The organism is Massilia genomosp. 1 (assembly GCF_011682185.1).
GTDB lineage: Bacteria > Pseudomonadota > Gammaproteobacteria > Burkholderiales > Burkholderiaceae_D > Telluria_A > Telluria_A rubra.
Genome location: NZ_WHJF01000133.1, coordinates 1 through 15,795, shown reverse-complemented (window position 1 = coordinate 15,795; position 15,795 = coordinate 1). Strand labels below are relative to the sequence as shown.

Below are 15,795 nucleotides of genomic sequence, written 5' to 3'. Positions count from 1 at the left end.
TCAGAGCTTTAACTTGAAACATTTCTTAACCGGGGGCAGAGCCTAATGGCGTTAACTTAAGCTCCGTCTTTCCCGCGCCGGCGGGAATCTATAGCACCTATGATGAGCGAAGGTGCTATGGATTCCCGCCTGCGCGGGAAAGACGGTTTTTAGGTTTGTGGCCAGAAAGCCGCTTAACTTAACGCCATTAGGGGCAGAGCCCGACGCCCCGACGCTCCAACGCCCACTAAAGCCTATGAACGCGCAAGACCGTTAACCCCAAAACCGTCATTCCCGCGCAGGCGGGAATGACGGTTTCGAGGGGGACGACAGGATGAGGGTTGGCCGAGACTCAGCGTTGGCCGGGACTCAGCGTCGGCCCCAATCAGCGTGCCGAAGTCAGCCTCCCCTGTCGCGCGCAACTTACTGCGCGTTGGTGCCGTAATAGCTGTGAATCTGGCTCGACCATTGCTGGTTGGCCATGTCCGGCCAGTGATCGGTGTCGAAACCTGGCGCATTGTCGATGCGCTCTTTTTCGATATCGAGCGTGAAACGCTTGTTGGCGGTGTCGAGCGTCAAGGCAGCCCAAGGCACGGCAAACAATTTCTCGCCAATCGTCAGCACGCCGCCGCTCGACATGACTGCATACGCAATCTTGCCAGTACGCATGTCCAGCATGATTTCCTTGATTTCACCAAGGTGCTCGTTTTTCAGGTTATGCACATGGTCGCCGATCAGCGTATCGGCGCCCATCAGTTCCGGACCCGGGCCTTTCGAGCCTTTGTCGACATACATGCCATAAGCATCGCGTTCTTCGTAGGACATTTTGACCTCCTGTGGTAAAAGTTCAATCCTGAGGCTTGAGCAAGATCATGTCTGTTCGCTGGCGCACACCAAATGAATAATCAGCAATCTTTCAAATTGATCAATAAGACATCCCCGACGTAGCCGTCGGCTCGGCCGTTGTTGCTGTTTTTTACCTTGTTTTGCGGAAGCATTGGCCGGTTTAAGGTATAATTTCAATTTCCCGCACGTGCCGTTCGGCACCATCTGCAATGACCAAATTTGTCTTCGTCACCGGTGGCGTTGTGTCTTCCCTTGGAAAAGGGATTGCCGCCGCCTCCCTCGCCGCGATCCTCGAATCGCGCGGCCTTAAAGTCACCATGCTCAAGCTCGACCCGTACATCAACGTCGATCCTGGCACGATGAGCCCGATGCAGCATGGTGAAGTCTTCGTCACCGACGACGGCGCCGAAACCGACCTCGACCTGGGCCACTACGAGCGCTTCATCAGCACCCGCATGCGCAAGGTGAACAACTTCACCACCGGCCAGATCTACGAATCGGTGATCCGCAAGGAACGCCGCGGCGAATACCTCGGCAAGACCGTGCAGGTGATCCCGCACATCACCAACGAGATCCAGGATTACATCTACCGCGGCGCCGAAGGCGTGGACGTGGCGCTGGTCGAAATCGGCGGCACCGTGGGCGACATCGAATCGCTGCCCTTCCTCGAAGCGGCGCGCCAGCTGTCGCTGCGCGCCGGGCGCAAGTCGGCCGCGTTTGTCCACCTGACCCTGGTGCCCTACATCGCTTCGGCGGGCGAGCTGAAAACCAAACCGACCCAGCACAGCGTGCAAAAGCTGCGTGAAATCGGCATCACCCCGACCGCGCTGCTGTGCCGCGCCGACCGCCCGATTCCCGACGACGAGCGCGCCAAGATCTCGCTGTTCTCGAACGTCGAAGAGCAGGCCGTCATCTCCGTGTGGGACGCCGACACCATCTACAAAGTACCGCAGATGCTGCACGACCAGGGCCTCGACGCCATCATCCTCGAAGCGCTCGGCCTGGAAGCGCCGCCGGCCGACCTGTCGATGTGGACCAAACTGATCCACGCGCTGGAAAACCCGAAAGCGGACGTCACCATCGGCATGGTCGGCAAATACGTCGACCTGACCGAGTCCTACAAGTCGCTCACCGAAGCGCTGCGCCACGCCGGCATCCACACCGAAAGCCGGGTCAACATCGAATACCTGGACTCGGAAGACATCGAGACCAAGGGTTGCGAGCACCTGGCCAAGTACGACGCCATCCTGGTGCCGGGCGGCTTCGGCAAGCGCGGCGTGGAAGGCAAGATCATGGCGGCGCGCTACGCCCGCGAAAAGAAGATCCCTTACCTGGGCATCTGCCTCGGCATGCAAGTGGCCCTGATCGAATACGCGCGCCACATGGCCGGCCTGACCAACGCCAACTCGACCGAATTCGACACCGACACCGACCAGCCGGTGGTGGCCCTCATCAACGAGTGGCAAAACCATGACGGCAAGGTCGAAAAGCGCGACGAAAAATCCGACCTGGGCGGCACCATGCGCCTCGGCGCGCAAACCTGCGCGGTCAATCCCGGCACCCTGGCGTTCGACATCTACGGCAGCGTCGTCACCGAGCGCCACCGCCACCGCTACGAGGCCAACAATCACTACCTGGCGCGCGTCGAAGCGGCCGGCATGATCGTCTCGGCGCGCACGCCGACCGAAGACTTGTGCGAGATCATGGAACTGCCGCGCACCGGAGAAAACGCGCACCCGTGGTACATGGGCGTGCAGTACCATCCCGAGTTCAAGTCGACCCCGCGTACCGGCCACCCGCTGTTTACGTCGTTCATCAAGGCCGCGCTGGCGCACAAGGCGGCCAACGGCCAGGCAGCAGCGGCGGTCGCACCAACAGGAGAGGCAGCATGAAGCTTTGCGGTTTTGACGTCGGCCTCGAGCACCCGATTTTTCTCATCGCCGGCACCTGCGTGATCGAATCGCGCCAGATGGCGATGGACACCGCCGGCACCTTGAAAGAGATCACCTCGGCGCTCGGCATCCCGTTCATCTACAAGTCGTCCTTCGACAAGGCCAACCGCTCCTCGGGCACCTCGTTCCGTGGTCCCGGCATGGACAAGGGCCTCGAGATCCTGGCCGACGTGCGCCGCGAAATCGGCGTGCCGGTCCTCACCGACATCCACACGATCGAAGAAATCGCCGCCGTCTCGAGCGTGGTCGACGTGCTGCAGACGCCAGCCTTTTTGTGCCGCCAGACCGACTTCATCATCGCCTGCGCCCAGTCGGGCAAACCGGTCAACATCAAGAAGGGCCAGTTCCTCGCGCCCGGCGACATGAAGAATGTGATCGACAAGGCGCGCCTTGCGGCCAAAGAAGCGGGCCTCAATGAAGACAACTTCATGGCCTGCGAACGCGGCGCCTCGTTCGGCTACAACAACCTGGTCTCCGACATGCGCTCGCTGGCGATCATGCGCGAATCGAACTGCCCGGTCGTGTTCGACGCGACCCACTCGGTACAACTGCCGGGCGGACAGGGCACCTCATCCGGTGGCCAGCGCGAGCACATTCCCGTGCTCTCGCGCGCAGCCGTGGCGGCCGGTATCGCCGGCCTGTTCATGGAAACGCACCCGAACCCCGCCCAGGCGCTGTCGGACGGCCCCAACGCCGTGCCGCTCGGCCGCATGAAGGAACTGCTCACGACCCTCGTCGAGATCGACCGCGTGGTCAAGAAAGCCGGCTTCCTCGAATCGCGCTTTGCATAAGTTTGTGTAGTGCGGCAGGTGCTGCCATCCCGATCGCCCTGACAGATGCAGGCGGACCGCCAACGGTCCGCCCACCTTTTTCTTACCCTTTGGAGATTGAAATATGAGTGCTATCGTTGACATTATCGGCCGCGAAATTATCGATTCACGCGGCAATCCGACGGTCGAATGCGACGTGCTGCTCGAGTCGGGCGTGATGGGCCGCGCGGCGGTGCCGTCGGGCGCGTCGACCGGTTCGCGCGAAGCGATCGAACTGCGCGACGGCGACATGAAGCGTTACTTCGGCAAAGGCGTGCTGCAAGCCTGCGAAAACATCAATACCGAAATCTCCGAAGCCATCATGGGCCTGGATGCGAACGAACAAGCGTTCCTCGACCGCACCCTGATCGACCTTGACGGCACCGAAAACAAGAGCCGCCTGGGCGCCAACGCCATGCTGGCCGTCTCGATGGCGGTCGCCAAGGCCGCCGCCGAAGAAGCCGGCCTGCCGCTGTACCGCTATTTTGGCGGTTCGGGCGCGATGCAAATGCCGGTGCCGATGATGAACGTCATCAACGGCGGCGCGCACGCCGACAACAACCTGGACATCCAGGAATTCATGATCATCCCGGTCGGCGCACCGAGCTTCAAGGAAGCGATCCGCTACGGCGCCGAGATCTTCCACACGCTCAAAAAGATCCTGCATGAGAAAAAGCTGGCGACTTCGGTCGGCGACGAAGGCGGTTTCGCGCCGAACGTGGCCAACCACGAAGAAGCCATCAAGTTGATCATGCAAGCGATCGAGCAGGCTGGCTACGAGCCGGGCACGCAGATCTGCCTGGGCCTGGACTGCGCCGCGTCCGAATTCTACAAGGATGGCAAATACCACCTTGAAGGCGAAGGCATGCAGCTCACCGCCACCGAGTTCACCAACATGCTCGCGACCTGGTGCGACAAGTACCCGATCATCTCGATCGAAGACGCGATGGCGGAAAACGACTGGGAAGGCTGGAAGATCCTGACCGAAGCGCTGGGCAAGAAGGTACAACTGGTGGGCGACGACCTGTACGTCACCAACACCAAGATCCTGAAAGAAGGCATCGAAAAAGGCATCGCCAACTCGATCCTGATCAAGATCAACCAGATCGGCACCCTGACCGAAACGTTCGCGGCGATCGAAATGGCCAAGCGCGCCGGATACACTGCCGTCATCTCGCACCGTTCTGGCGAGACCGAAGACTCGACGATCGCCGACATTGCCGTTGGCACGAATGCCCTGCAGATCAAGACCGGCTCGATGTCGCGTTCGGACCGCATGGCCAAGTACAACCAGCTGCTGCGCATCGAAGAAGACCTGGGCGACATTGCCAGCTACCCTGGCCGTAGCGCTTTTTACAACCTGAAGTAAGCCGACCGCACCGGCTGGCCACGCGCCGGCCGGTGCCACCCTCCCTTTCATGCGCCTCATTACGCTCGTTCTTGCGACCCTCCTGATCCTGATCCAACTGCCGCTGTGGCTGGGCAAGGGCGGCTGGCTGCGCGTGGGCGAACTGGAAAACCAGGTGATGGTTGCGCAGCGCAAGACGGTGGAACTCAAAGCGCGCAACGCCAAGCTCGACTCCGAAGTGCATGACCTGACGAATGGGACGGGCGCGGTGGAAGAACGGGCTCGCTTCGAGCTCGGCATGATCAAGAAAAACGAAATCTTCATCCAGATTCTGGATGCCAACGGCCATCCGAAAGAATCGGCCACCCCGCTCCCCCCGCCCAAGGCCGACGCCAAGACCACCCCCTGAAGCAAACTCCCAACACCGGGGTCAGAGCTTTAATTCGAAATAAGTTAGCCACTGGCACGGCTAGATCCAACCGGGGTCAGAGCTTTAAATTGAAATAGTTTGCTATTAGGCAACTTATTCGATTTGAATTGCTCTCCACCATGCGCAACTTTCATCACTGCTAATCGATTCCTTCGATGGGACGATTGATTGTTCGTAGAACGTTGGGCGCATTCGTTTTTACAGTAAGTACCAACTCGCGTTGCCGGATAGGCCGAAATTGCTAATTAAAGCTCTGACCCCGGTTGTAGGTGGGCGGCTCGTCAGCTTATCGGCAGTGATACTTAATCATCGGAAAAATCCTCTGCCTTTTCTATCATTTACGTTGACAAATACTTGCAATCGGTATTTAATTTCTGTAACGACAGAAATGAATGAAATGGGAGAAATCATGGCACTGGGACCGACTGAACAGAAATTCGTGCTGCATTGGGGCGAGATGGGCACGCGCTGGGGCGTGAACCGCACCGTGGCGCAGATTCACGCGCTGCTGTTCCTGGCCAACCGCCCGCTGGCGGCCGAGGATATCGCCGAGGCCTTGTCGGTCGCGCGCTCGAACGTGAGCAATAGCCTCAAGGAGCTGCAAAGCTGGAACCTGATCCGCGTCACCCACTTGATGGGCGACCGCCGCGATCACTTCGTGGCCCTCCAGGATGTGTGGGAGATCTTCCGCGTCATCGTCGAGGAGCGCAAACGGCGCGAGATCGATCCGACCCTGACCGTGCTGCGCGAATGCGCCATCGAGGCCGATACCGACAGCGCGCTCGAACCAGCCTCGCTGGCGCGCATGAACGAGGTGCTCGCATTTCTGGACATGCTCGGCACCACCTACGACGACTACAAGCACCTGCCTCCGGCGACCCTGCAGCGCTTCCTGAAAATGGGCGGCAAGGTTGCGCGCTTCCTCGGACCGGACGACAAGGCCCCATCATGAGCGGCGCCGAACTGACTCTCTACTTCGACGGCAAATGCCCGTTCTGCCGCGCCGGCATGGACAAGCTGGCGCGCTGGGACCGCGCCGGGCGCCTGGCCTTTGTCGATATGGCCGCCCCCGGCTTCGATCCCGCCCACCTGGGCGTCGACATGGCCGCCCTGAACCGCGAGCTGCACAGCCAGGCGCGCGACGGCCGCGTGCTGGTCGGCGTGGACAGCTTGCTGCGCTCCTACACCCTGGCCGGCCAGGCCTGGCGCGTGCTGCCACTGCGCGTACCCGGCCTGCGCGCCGTGTGCAGCTGGTCGTATCGCCTGTTCGCGCGTCACCGCTACCTGATGTCGCGCGTGCTCGGTTATCGCGCCCCGGGCTGCGTCGATGGCGTGTGCGAGCGTCCCAATCCCTTCTTCAAACAATGAAAGCGCGTATGCACTCACCATCCCTGCGCCAGTGGGCCATCCGCTGGATGTTCGCCACCATCGTCACGCATCTGGTGGTCGGCATGCTGCTGCCATGGTTCGCCGACGCCGCTGTTTTTCGCGATTACCATCGCGGTATCGAAACCGCCTTCTGGGGCGCCGGCGTGCCGCCCCAGGCCCACGCGCAGCAGATCTGGTGGATCTCGCTGTTCGGCCCCACCGTGCAAAGCGCGGCGCTGTGGATGGGCGCCCTGGCGTATATTGGCGCGCGCCAGCGCAGCGCCTTTGCCTGGGGCGCGCTGATCGCCGGCATGCTGTTGTGGGCGCCGCAGGACATGCTGGTGTCGCTGCGCGCCGACTGCCTGGACAATATCTGGATCGATACCTTCGCGCTGGTGACGATGCTGCCGCCGCTGGTGTACCTGTTCTGCGTCGACCGCAAGCAAGCGGTGCGCACATGATCGCGTCCGAAGGCGAGTTATTCAAAAAGATCCTCGGTCGCGCGTGGAGCGGCCTGCATCCCGACATCCAGGCGCGCTTCGACCATAATCCCATGCCCGGCAAGCCGCTGCGCTACCAGGGCCAGATGACGGAGCTGACCTGTTCGAAAGTCGGCCGCTTGCTCGGCTACCTGACCATGCCGCTGATCCAGGGCGCGCTGATGCCGTATAACGATGCCGACTTCCCGGTCGATATCGAGGTCTATTCGAAAGAGGGCAGCGCGGCCATTTTCAAGCAGCGCATCTATCGCCTCAACGGGCGCAAGCCGGTGCAGTTCACGTCCTACATGTTGGAGAGCGCGCGCGGCGAAGTGCTCGAATACGTCGGCATGGGCATGGGGATGAAACTGGTGCTGGCGGTGCGCGACGGGAACCTGCATTTCGAAAGCGACGGCTATTTCTGGCAAGTGATGGGCGTGCGCATTCCGATGCCGGCCTGGCTCACGCCGGGCAAGACCTACCTGTGTCACCGCAATAACGACAGCGCGCAGTTCGATATCCGTATCGAGATCCGCCATGCGCTGTTCGGTACAACCTTCACGCAGGCGGGCGTGTTTCGCGAGGTGCGACCATGAATACCCACTTATTGGCATTGCAGTTGATGGCCTTCCAAGGCTGCCTGGGCGCCTTCGACACCCTGTATCACCATGAACTGACCGAGGCGCTGCCCGGCCGCGCCAGCGCCAGGCTGGAACTGTCGATCCACGCGGTGCGCGCCCTCATTTACAGCGCCATGTTCATCGGCCTGTCGTACTGGCGTTTCAATGGATTGTGGGCGGTGCTGCTGCTGGTGGTCTTCGCGGTCGAAATCGTACTGACCTTGTGGGACTTCGTGGTCGAGGACCGGACCCGCCTGCTGCCGGCCACCGAAAGAGTCACGCACACGGTGCTGGCGATGAACGGCGGCGCCTTCATCGCCTTGCTGGCCCTGAACGCGGGCGAAGCGCTGGCGCAGCCGACCGCGCTGGCGTGGGAGTCGCATGGCGCCTTGAGCGCCTTCCTGTTCGTCTGCGGCGTGGGCGTCGGCTTGTCCGGCCTGCGCGATGGGTTGGCGGCGCGCGCGCTTGCCCGCCAGGCGGCGCAGGAGCGCGCACCCGCCTTGCGCTTCGGCGAGCGTGAGTGCGCGGTGCTGGTGACCGGAGCCACAGGGTTCATCGGCCAGAGACTGGTGCGCGCACTGCTCGCCGACGGCCATCGCGTCACCTTGCTCACGCGCCAGCCGCGCGCCGCGGCCTGGATGTTCGACGCCCGCGTGGAGTGCATCGCCGACATGGCCGCCTTGCCGCCCGCGCGCCGGATCGATGTGGTGGTCAACCTGGCCGGCGCCCGCATCCTGGGCTGGCGCTGGAGCGAAGTGCGCCGCGCGGCCTTGCGCGCCAGCCGCATCGGCACCACGCGCAAGGTGGTGGCCTGGATCGCGGCGGCCCATCACACGCCGGCGTTGATGCTGTCGGCGTCCGCCATCGGTTACTACGGCATCCAGGCGCAGGGCGACAACACGGTGCTCACCGAGCGCGATGGACCGCAGCCGATGTTCATGTCGGACCTGTGCCGCGAGTGGGAAGAAGCGGCCGGCGCCGCCGCGGCGTATGGCGTGCGCGTAGCGTGCATGCGTTTCGGCCTGGTGCTGGGCACCCAGGGCGCACTGCCGATGATGCTGTTGCCGGTCAAGCTGGGCATGGGCGGCCCGCTCGGGGGCGGGCGCCAGTGGCTGTCGTGGATTCATGTGGATGACCTGATCGCCGGCATGGCCCACCTGTGGAGCGGGGACGAGGGCGGGGCCTGGAACTTCACCGCGCCCGAAGTGCTTTCGCAGGCCGATTTCAACAAGGTGGCGGCCAGGGTGTTGAAGCGCCCGTACTGGCTGCCGACGCCCGCCTGGCCGATGCGCCTGGCGCTGGGCGAACAGGCCGATTTGCTGCTCGAAGGCCAGCGCGTGGCGCCGGCCAGGTTGCAGGCCGGCGGTTTCAGCTTCCGCCATCCGGCCTTGGCCGGGGCGCTGGCGAATCTGTCTTGACGGCTTAGTCGATCAGGATCTTGACGGCGACCTTGCCTTCGCCGACCGGGCTGTCCTGGCGCACCAGCAGTTGGCTGCCCTTGGCGAACCAGAAGGTCGAGACGTAGCCGGGACGGTTGTAGTCGGTCGTGACGACCCAGCAGTCGATCACGCCGCCGGGGCCTGGCATGCCGGCCGATCCGGTCACCTTGAACAGGTAGCGCGCCGGACCTTGCTGGCTGCCCGGGTGATAGAAGTTGATGCGCGCCTCAAAGCCGTCGGCCAGCGGCAAGGCTTGCAGCGTTTCGATGTCGGTCTCGAAGTTGAAGGTCGGTTCGGGCGAGGCCACGACCAGGTCCTTGTTGACGCTCTCGGCCAGGTCCTTCATGCCGGTGATTTTGTCGGGGGCGAAGAGAAAACCTTCGACCACGCGCTTGCCATCCTTTTCCGTGATGCGCTCATGGGTGCGCGGGCGCAGGGAGCCGGCATCGAGCCACGACGTGACGGTTTTTAGCGACGCCGCCGCCGCCGCCGTGTCGTAGCGCTGCCGGACCCGCATGCGCGGCTGGCCATCTTCGGTGGAAAAGCGGATCTCGCGCGTGACGATGTCCAGCGGGACCCTGGCCTCGCCGCTGTGCATGTAGCGCAGGTAGTGGTGTACGCTTTCTTTGAGCAGCGCCGCGCGCGGCAGGGCGGCGCCCACATCGACGCTGGTGACGGCGGCGTAGCTGCAAGGGGCAAGGGCGGCTGTCATGGTCAAGGCGAGCAATGCAGGTCGGGGTGTACGCATGGCGAATCTCTCCTGTAGGTCAAAAACTCAAAAGGTCTTTCAATTCCTGGGCATTGCGGCGCGAGATTTCCAGCACTTTGCCGTCGCTCATGGTCACCTCGTAACCCATCGAGATCGATTCTTCGATGGCGCGGATTTCCTGCAGGTTGATGATGCACTGGCGGTTGGCGCGGAAGAAGAACTTGACCGGCAAGCGCTCCTCGATGCTGTTCAACGATTTTTTGACGTAGGCTTTTTCGCTGCCGAAAAAGATGCGCACGTAGTTTTTGCAGCTTTCGATATAGCGGATCGACTCCAGGCTCACCAGGTGGCAGCGCTCGCCGTCCTTCACAAAAATCTTGCTGTTGATGTCGAGCGGCGGCCTTGCTACCACTGCCGGCGCGGCGTCGGCGTCGGCGGCGGCCAGCTTGGCGATGGCGGTGGCCAGCCGTTCGTGGCTGACCGGTTTGAGCAGGTAGTCGACGGTGTTGTAGTCGAACGAGCGGATCGCGTATTCGGAGTACGCCGTCGTGAAGACGATGCGCGGCAGGTAGTCTAGCATCTCCAGCAGGTCGAAGCCGCTGGCGCCGGGCATGTGGATGTCGAGGAACAGCACGTCCGGCCGCAGTTCGGCGATCAGCGGCGCGGCCGTTGCGGGATGGTCCGCCTGGCCGATCACCTCGACCCCGTCGAACTGGCCGAGCATGCGCACCAGGCCCTCGCGCGCCAGGCGCGAGTCTTCAATGACAATCACCCTCATGCGGCGCGCTCCAGCGGCAGCGTGATAGCGACCTTGAAGACGCCATCGGCGTGCGCTGCGTCCAGGGTGGCCAGCTCGCCATACAGCAGATGCAGGCGCTGTTCGATATTGAGCAGGCCGATGCCGGTGCAGCCGGGCGTGGCCACCTGCGCGCCCGGGGCGTCGTTGCGCACTTCCAGTTGCAGGCACTGGCCCAGCTGGCGCGCCTCGACGTTGAGGGTCCCGCCGCCCTGGAGCTGGTCGAGGCCATGCTTGACGGCGTTCTCCACCAGCATCTGCAAGACCATCGGCGGCATCAGCGCGTCATCCAGGCCGGGCGCGATGCGAAGGGAAAAGTCGAGCCGTTCTTCCAGCTGCGTCTTGACGATGGCGAGGTACTTGGTGATGATGCCCACTTCATGATGCAGGCTGACTTTTTCGTGCCGGCTGCTTTCGAGCGAATAGCGCAGGATGTCGGAAAACGAGGTAATCATGGCGTCGGCGCGCTGCGCGTCTTCGTGGATCATGAAGCGGATGTTATTGAGTGAATTGAACAGGAAGTGCGGATTGAGCTGGTTCGACAGGCTGCTCAATTGGGCTTCCTTGAGGTTGTTTTGCAGGCGCAGGTTGAACAGTTCGGCGTTCTTGATGCGCCGGCTGCTGCTCACGCTGATGTAGATGAAGCCCCATATCGCCACGAACAACTGGCTCTTGGGCGCTTCGTCCATGAATTTGCTCATGATGAGTTCGGACGGGATCACCGGTATCTTGAGCGCTTTGTATTTGGCGCTGATGGCTTTCAAGAACATCGGCGTGACCACGGCGGTGACGCAGGCGCCGATCACCATGCCGGCCAATGCGCTGTACAACACCACGATGGCAATGAGCCGGGCGATCGGCACCGCATCGCCGCCGCGCCGCTTGTACAGCCAGCGCAGCACCAGCACCGCCAGCGTGTAGAACGGAATCCACACCAGGCTGGTGTAGACCTGCAACCTGACCATGAAACCCCACACGACGGCGATGGCGATGCTGGCCATCAGGCCGACCGCCACCGCGCTGAAGTGGTAAAGCCAGAAGTCGCGGTCGCGCGGGAAGAAGTGAAGTGGCATGCGGTCGGCGTATCGAGTCGATGATCGGAGAGCGCATTCTAACAAGATGGCCGGTGCGCCTTCGTTGCTGCTTAGTTGCCCGCTTACTTGCCTGCTTACTTGGCCGCTTTGCGCCGTTCGCGTTCGGCCGCGCGCGCCTTGACCAGTTCCGCCTCGAAGCGCATCGCCGATGCAGCCTGCGCTTGAACCGGTCCGCCCAGCGCCAGGCGGAAGCCTTCGCCGATGCTGCTCGCGTTATCGTCCCCCGCATGGCCGCGCACCACCGTGCGCACGTCGCGCGACGAGAAGCTGCCGCCGCGGTGCATCATCATCGGCGAGTCGCGCTTGCTGCAGTTGGTGGTCCATGCCGAGCCGTCCACCGGTGCGCCGTCGTAGTTCAGGTGCTCGCAATCGGCCACGTATTCACCCACATTGCCGATCATGTCGTACAGGCCGAAGGCGTTCGGCTCGTACATGCCGACCACGGTGGTAAACGCGGCGCCGTCTTCGCAGGTGGCGGCTTTGCCGCTGCGGCCGATGATGGCGGCGATCGCCTTGCTGCCGGTGAAATCGCGGATGTTCGCATGGCGGCACACCTCGGTGGCGTCGTTGCCGAAGTAATAGTCGCCCTGGCTGCCGGCGCGCGCGGCGTATTCCCATTCGGCTTCCGATGGCAGGCGGTATGGCTTGCCGGTTTGGGCCGACAGCCAGGCGGCGTAGGCGGTGGCGTCTTTCCAGGTGACGCACATGACCGGATGGTAGTCGCCCGGCGCGTAAGCGGGCGTGTTCCAGGCGCCCGGGCCCATGTCCATGCCCCACTCGGCGCTGGAGAACTTCCAGCATTGGTTTTCGGTCTTGTGGCCGGTCGCTTCGACGAACTGGCGGAACTGGCCGACGGTCACTTCATATTTCGCCATCTGGAAGGCGGGCACGCGCACCTCATGCACCGGCTGGTCGGTCGGATAGTCCTTGTCCGGTCCAGGCACCGGGCCGCCCATCGCGAACGTGCCGCCTTTGATGGCGGCCATCGGCGGTTCGGTCACGCTGCCGGCGGCGGCTGCCGCGCCGTTTGACGCCATCAGGGCCAGTGAGAACAGGAGGGTGTTTTGCATGTCGTGCCTTCATCAAGTAGGGTAGTGAGAATGAAGGGCATTCTGGGCGAGCGCGCTGCCGTTTTGGCAAAAAGGTGCCGACCGGCGCTATGCGGGGATGAGCGGCGATGCGCTTCGACAGACACGTCCGGTAACACTTCTTACCGGTGCATGCTGGTTGCAAGAAGCCAATTGCGGTGTAATGGCTGCATGGACGACACGCAGTAGTCGCCCTGGTCCCCGAAGTGACGGTATGTTCAGGCGGCCCATTTGCTGCGGGCAGTATTGACGACAGGAGTTCATATGCATAAGAAAGCCCTTATCATCGCCCTCATGGCTGTTTGCATGGGTACCGGCAGCGCCGCCTTCGCGCAATCGCGCGACTACCGCGGCGAGCATGATCAGCGCGGCGAACGCAATGAACGTTACGAGCGCAGCGACCGCGATGGCCGCCGAGACAACGACCGTTACGATCATCGCCGTGGCGACCGTGGCGACCGTGGCGACCGTTACGACGGCCCGCGTGGCGGCTACCAGGGCCACGATCGTGGCCAGTCGGAGCGCCAGCACTACCGCCGGGGCGCGTACCTGGAGCACCAGCATCGCGGCAGCAGCTATGTGGTCAGCGACTGGCGCAGCCGCCGCCTGAGCGCGCCGCCGCGCGGTTCGCACTGGGTGCAGGCCAACGGCGATTATCTTCTGGTGGCGATTGCCACGGAACTGATTACGCAGGTGCTGTTGAATCAATAGCGGTCATGCCGGGGCGGCGGCTACAATGCCGCTTTTGCCCCGGCCGCGCCGCCCGACCCGCCATGACCCTGAACCACGACACGTTTCATCCCGACCTGCGCGTGCTCCAGCGCGCATACGACACGCACGGCCTGGCATGGAGCGCGCCACGGCATGAGGCGGAAAGCGCCGACTATGCGGCCGCCAGCTTCGAGGTCGACGCCGTGCGGGTGCGTTTTCGCGTTGCCAAAATCACGCCGGCCAAGGTGGGGCAGTTCGTCACGCTGTGGAAACGCATCGGCGCCGGGCCGATCCAGCCGTTCGACGACACCGATGCGGTCGACCTGTTCGTGGTCAGCACCCGTGACGGCGAACGGTTCGGGCAGTTCGTCTTCCCGACGGCGGTGCTGGCCGCGCGCGATGTGGTGGCGCGCGGCGGGCAGGGCGGCAAGCGCGCGATCCGCGTCTATCCGCCATGGGTTGTCACGACCAGCAAACAGGCGCAGGCCACGCAGCGCTGGCAGCTCCCGTATTTTGTCGCGGCCGGCGCCGATGCGGCAACCACGCGCAGGCTCTATGGGCCGCGGTGACGCGTCTCCTGCTGCGACTTCCAGTATTCCAGCGGCGACGTGCCCACCAGTTTCGTGAAGTCGCGCGTGAAGTGGGCCTGGTCGAAAAAGCCCAGCTGACTTGCCAGGCCCGCCAGGTCCACCGGCCCCGGCCTGGCCAGGCGCCAGCTCGCTTCCTGCAACCGGTAGCGCTGGATCACCCACTTGGGCGACACGCCCACATAATGACTGAACAGCCTTTGCAGCGCGCGTTCTTCGATCCCCATTTGCGCGCACAGCGCGGCCACGCTGGCCGGGCCATCGACGGCGGCGGCGGCGGCCACCGCCTGTTCGGCGGTCAGCGCGCGTGGGTCGGGCGCCGGCAGCACGGCGAGCAGCATCGCTTCGGCCGCGCCGACCATGCCGGCGTCGCCGGCGCCCCCTAACACGCGCTGTTCGGCCTCCATCGTCGGTACGCGCAGGACGTCGTCGAATGGCATGGTGCGGTCGGCCAGGCGCGCGACCGGATGGCCGATGAAGGGCCGTAGCCCGCCCGGCTTGAAGCGCACCCCCAGCACCCGGCCCGCGCCGGCCACGCTGCGCTCGAACGCGCCGCGTACCACGCCATGGATGGCGCTCTGCCCCCGGTCGAACACCAGGTGCGCGTTCGGATACGGCAGCACGCGCTGGATTTCGGGCGCGCGCTGGCCCATGTTCCATTCGACGATCCAGTAGTAATCGACAAACATCGCCAGCGGCGCCGCCGGCGGGTAGGTGGCCAGGCGAATGCGGCGCGCCATGCCGAGCGGATCGACGATGCCTTTCGGCGTTGCCGGGGTGGTGTCGGGTTTATCCAAGATGTTTGCCGTCCTTGCGCTTACTGTGGTGGTTCCCGCGAGCGCGCGTATGCGTGCGGCGCCGCCCATCCTCTAGCCGAAAGTTTGCCATGTCCCTGTTCCGCTCCAGCGCAGCCGCGCTGTCCCTGTTGGCCGTCCTGCCACCCGTCAGCGCCCAGGCGTCGCCCGTCATTGCGCGCGCCAGCGGACCGTTCGAGATCACGATCATACCCGCCGGCGTCCCCGAAAAGGAAGGCCGCACCGTCACCGCCCGCATGGCGCTCGAGAAGCGCTACACGGGCGCGCTGGCCGCCAGCGGCAAGGGCGCCATGCTCACGGCGGTGAGCGACACCAGGGGCTCGGCCGCTTATGTCGCCATCGAGCGGGTCAGCGGGACGCTGGCGGGGCGCAAGGGCGGTTTCGTGCTCCAGCATGCGGGCACGATGCGCGCCGGGACGAGCCAGGCGACGATCACCATCGTTCCCGATTCGGGCACGGAGGAGTTAAGTGGCATCAGCGGCGCCATGACGCTCACCGTCGTCGACGGCAAGCACTTTTACGCGCTCGACTACGCGCTGCCCAACTAGTGTAGTGTTGCATTCTGTTTGCCGCTTAAGCGGCTGTTGGCGCGAATTATCTTTTGCAGGATATCGCGCGCAGTTGCTGTCCAAATAAATGGCTTCGGATTGGCATTGTGGTGCGCGACATATTGTTCGATTGCGGTTGTCAGTTCCGGTACGCTTTTGAACACGCCACGCCGGAGA

Annotated in this window: 18 protein-coding genes and 1 pseudogene; 12 read left to right on the top strand and 7 right to left on the bottom strand. The window is 63.4% G+C overall.

Going from position 1 to position 15,795, the window contains the following annotated elements:
- Positions 1–402: 402 nt before the first annotated feature.
- Complete coding sequence (locus F1735_RS29800; protein ID WP_167240294.1) at positions 403–804, bottom strand: PRC-barrel domain-containing protein; 402 nt, start codon at positions 802–804, stop codon at positions 403–405.
- Positions 805–1,034: 230 nt separating this feature from the next.
- On the opposite strand from F1735_RS29800, the gene F1735_RS29795 reads away from it, so the two are divergent.
- The 9 genes from F1735_RS29795 (at position 1,035) to F1735_RS29760 (ending at position 9,249) form a co-directional block, all read left to right on the top strand.
- Positions 1,035–2,717 (top strand): CTP synthase, encoded by a 1,683-nt coding sequence (locus F1735_RS29795; RefSeq protein WP_167240293.1) that lies wholly within the window; start codon positions 1,035–1,037, stop codon positions 2,715–2,717.
- A complete protein-coding gene (gene kdsA, locus F1735_RS29790; RefSeq protein WP_167240292.1) occupies positions 2,714–3,568 on the top strand; it encodes a 3-deoxy-8-phosphooctulonate synthase in 855 nt (284 codons plus the stop codon). Before F1735_RS29795 ends, kdsA begins: the two co-directional genes overlap by 4 nt.
- Before the next feature lie 103 nt (positions 3,569–3,671).
- Positions 3,672–4,955 carry a phosphopyruvate hydratase gene (eno, locus tag F1735_RS29785; RefSeq protein ID WP_166895066.1) on the top strand — a complete coding sequence of 428 codons (1,284 nt, stop codon included), beginning with the start codon at positions 3,672–3,674 and terminating at the stop codon, positions 4,953–4,955.
- 49 nt (positions 4,956–5,004) lie between these two features.
- Positions 5,005–5,343 carry a cell division protein FtsB gene (gene ftsB / locus F1735_RS29780; protein ID WP_167240291.1) on the top strand — a complete coding sequence of 113 codons (339 nt, stop codon included), beginning with the start codon at positions 5,005–5,007 and terminating at the stop codon, positions 5,341–5,343.
- 430 nt (positions 5,344–5,773) lie between these two features.
- A complete protein-coding gene (locus F1735_RS29775; protein WP_167240290.1) occupies positions 5,774–6,316 on the top strand; it encodes a GbsR/MarR family transcriptional regulator in 543 nt (180 codons plus the stop codon).
- Positions 6,313–6,732, top strand: coding sequence for a thiol-disulfide oxidoreductase DCC family protein (locus tag F1735_RS36930; RefSeq protein WP_229506032.1), 420 nt, complete (start codon positions 6,313–6,315; stop codon positions 6,730–6,732). Before F1735_RS29775 ends, F1735_RS36930 begins: the two co-directional genes overlap by 4 nt.
- 8 nt (positions 6,733–6,740) lie before the next feature.
- A complete protein-coding gene (locus F1735_RS36925; protein ID WP_229506031.1) occupies positions 6,741–7,193 on the top strand; it encodes a cell division protein in 453 nt (150 codons plus the stop codon).
- The gene (locus tag F1735_RS29765; protein WP_167240288.1) at positions 7,190–7,807 is read left to right on the top strand and encodes a DUF4166 domain-containing protein; all 618 of its coding nucleotides are present in this window, start codon (positions 7,190–7,192) and stop codon (positions 7,805–7,807) included. Before F1735_RS36925 ends, F1735_RS29765 begins: the two co-directional genes overlap by 4 nt.
- Positions 7,804–9,249, top strand: a complete 1,446-nt coding sequence (locus F1735_RS29760; RefSeq protein WP_167240287.1) for a TIGR01777 family oxidoreductase — start codon at positions 7,804–7,806, stop codon at positions 9,247–9,249. The genes F1735_RS29765 and F1735_RS29760 overlap by 4 nt, the downstream gene beginning before the upstream one ends.
- Before the next feature lie 4 nt (positions 9,250–9,253).
- On the opposite strand, the gene F1735_RS29755 is transcribed toward F1735_RS29760, so the two are convergent.
- The 4 genes from F1735_RS29755 to F1735_RS29740 form a co-directional block, all read right to left on the bottom strand.
- Positions 9,254–10,018 carry a DUF3108 domain-containing protein gene (locus tag F1735_RS29755; RefSeq protein WP_167240286.1) on the bottom strand — a complete coding sequence of 255 codons (765 nt, stop codon included), beginning with the start codon at positions 10,016–10,018 and terminating at the stop codon, positions 9,254–9,256.
- Between the two features lie 19 nt (positions 10,019–10,037).
- Positions 10,038–10,757: a LytR/AlgR family response regulator transcription factor gene (locus F1735_RS29750; RefSeq protein WP_167240285.1), complete on the bottom strand. Its 720-nt coding sequence runs from the start codon at positions 10,755–10,757 to the stop codon at positions 10,038–10,040.
- A complete protein-coding gene (locus F1735_RS29745; RefSeq protein ID WP_167240284.1) occupies positions 10,754–11,848 on the bottom strand; it encodes a sensor histidine kinase in 1,095 nt (364 codons plus the stop codon). The genes F1735_RS29750 and F1735_RS29745 overlap by 4 nt, the downstream gene beginning before the upstream one ends.
- A gap of 95 nt (positions 11,849–11,943) precedes the next feature.
- Positions 11,944–12,939: a formylglycine-generating enzyme family protein gene (locus F1735_RS29740; RefSeq protein ID WP_229506030.1), complete on the bottom strand. Its 996-nt coding sequence runs from the start codon at positions 12,937–12,939 to the stop codon at positions 11,944–11,946.
- 282 nt (positions 12,940–13,221) lie between these two features.
- Between F1735_RS29740 and F1735_RS29735 the strand changes: the two genes are divergently transcribed.
- Together F1735_RS29735 and F1735_RS29730 are read left to right on the top strand one after the other, a co-directional pair.
- Entirely contained in the window at positions 13,222–13,668 is a 447-nt protein-coding gene (locus F1735_RS29735; protein WP_167240283.1) for an RcnB family protein, read from the top strand.
- 62 nt (positions 13,669–13,730) lie between these two features.
- Positions 13,731–14,237 (top strand): MepB family protein, encoded by a 507-nt coding sequence (locus F1735_RS29730; RefSeq protein WP_167240282.1) that lies wholly within the window; start codon positions 13,731–13,733, stop codon positions 14,235–14,237.
- On the opposite strand, the gene F1735_RS29725 is transcribed toward F1735_RS29730, so the two are convergent.
- Positions 14,222–15,052: a helix-turn-helix domain-containing protein gene (locus F1735_RS29725; RefSeq protein WP_229506029.1), complete on the bottom strand. Its 831-nt coding sequence runs from the start codon at positions 15,050–15,052 to the stop codon at positions 14,222–14,224. The genes F1735_RS29730 and F1735_RS29725 overlap by 16 nt on opposite strands.
- An 89-nt stretch (positions 15,053–15,141) precedes the next feature.
- On the opposite strand from F1735_RS29725, the gene F1735_RS29720 reads away from it, so the two are divergent.
- The gene (locus F1735_RS29720; protein ID WP_167240280.1) at positions 15,142–15,618 is read left to right on the top strand and encodes a DUF3224 domain-containing protein; all 477 of its coding nucleotides are present in this window, start codon (positions 15,142–15,144) and stop codon (positions 15,616–15,618) included.
- Here F1735_RS29720 and F1735_RS35860 read toward each other — a convergent pair.
- Positions 15,615–15,795, bottom strand: a pseudogene (locus tag F1735_RS35860) (IS630 family transposase); the annotation flags it as partial. The gene F1735_RS29720 and the pseudogene F1735_RS35860 sit on opposite strands and share 4 nt — an antisense overlap.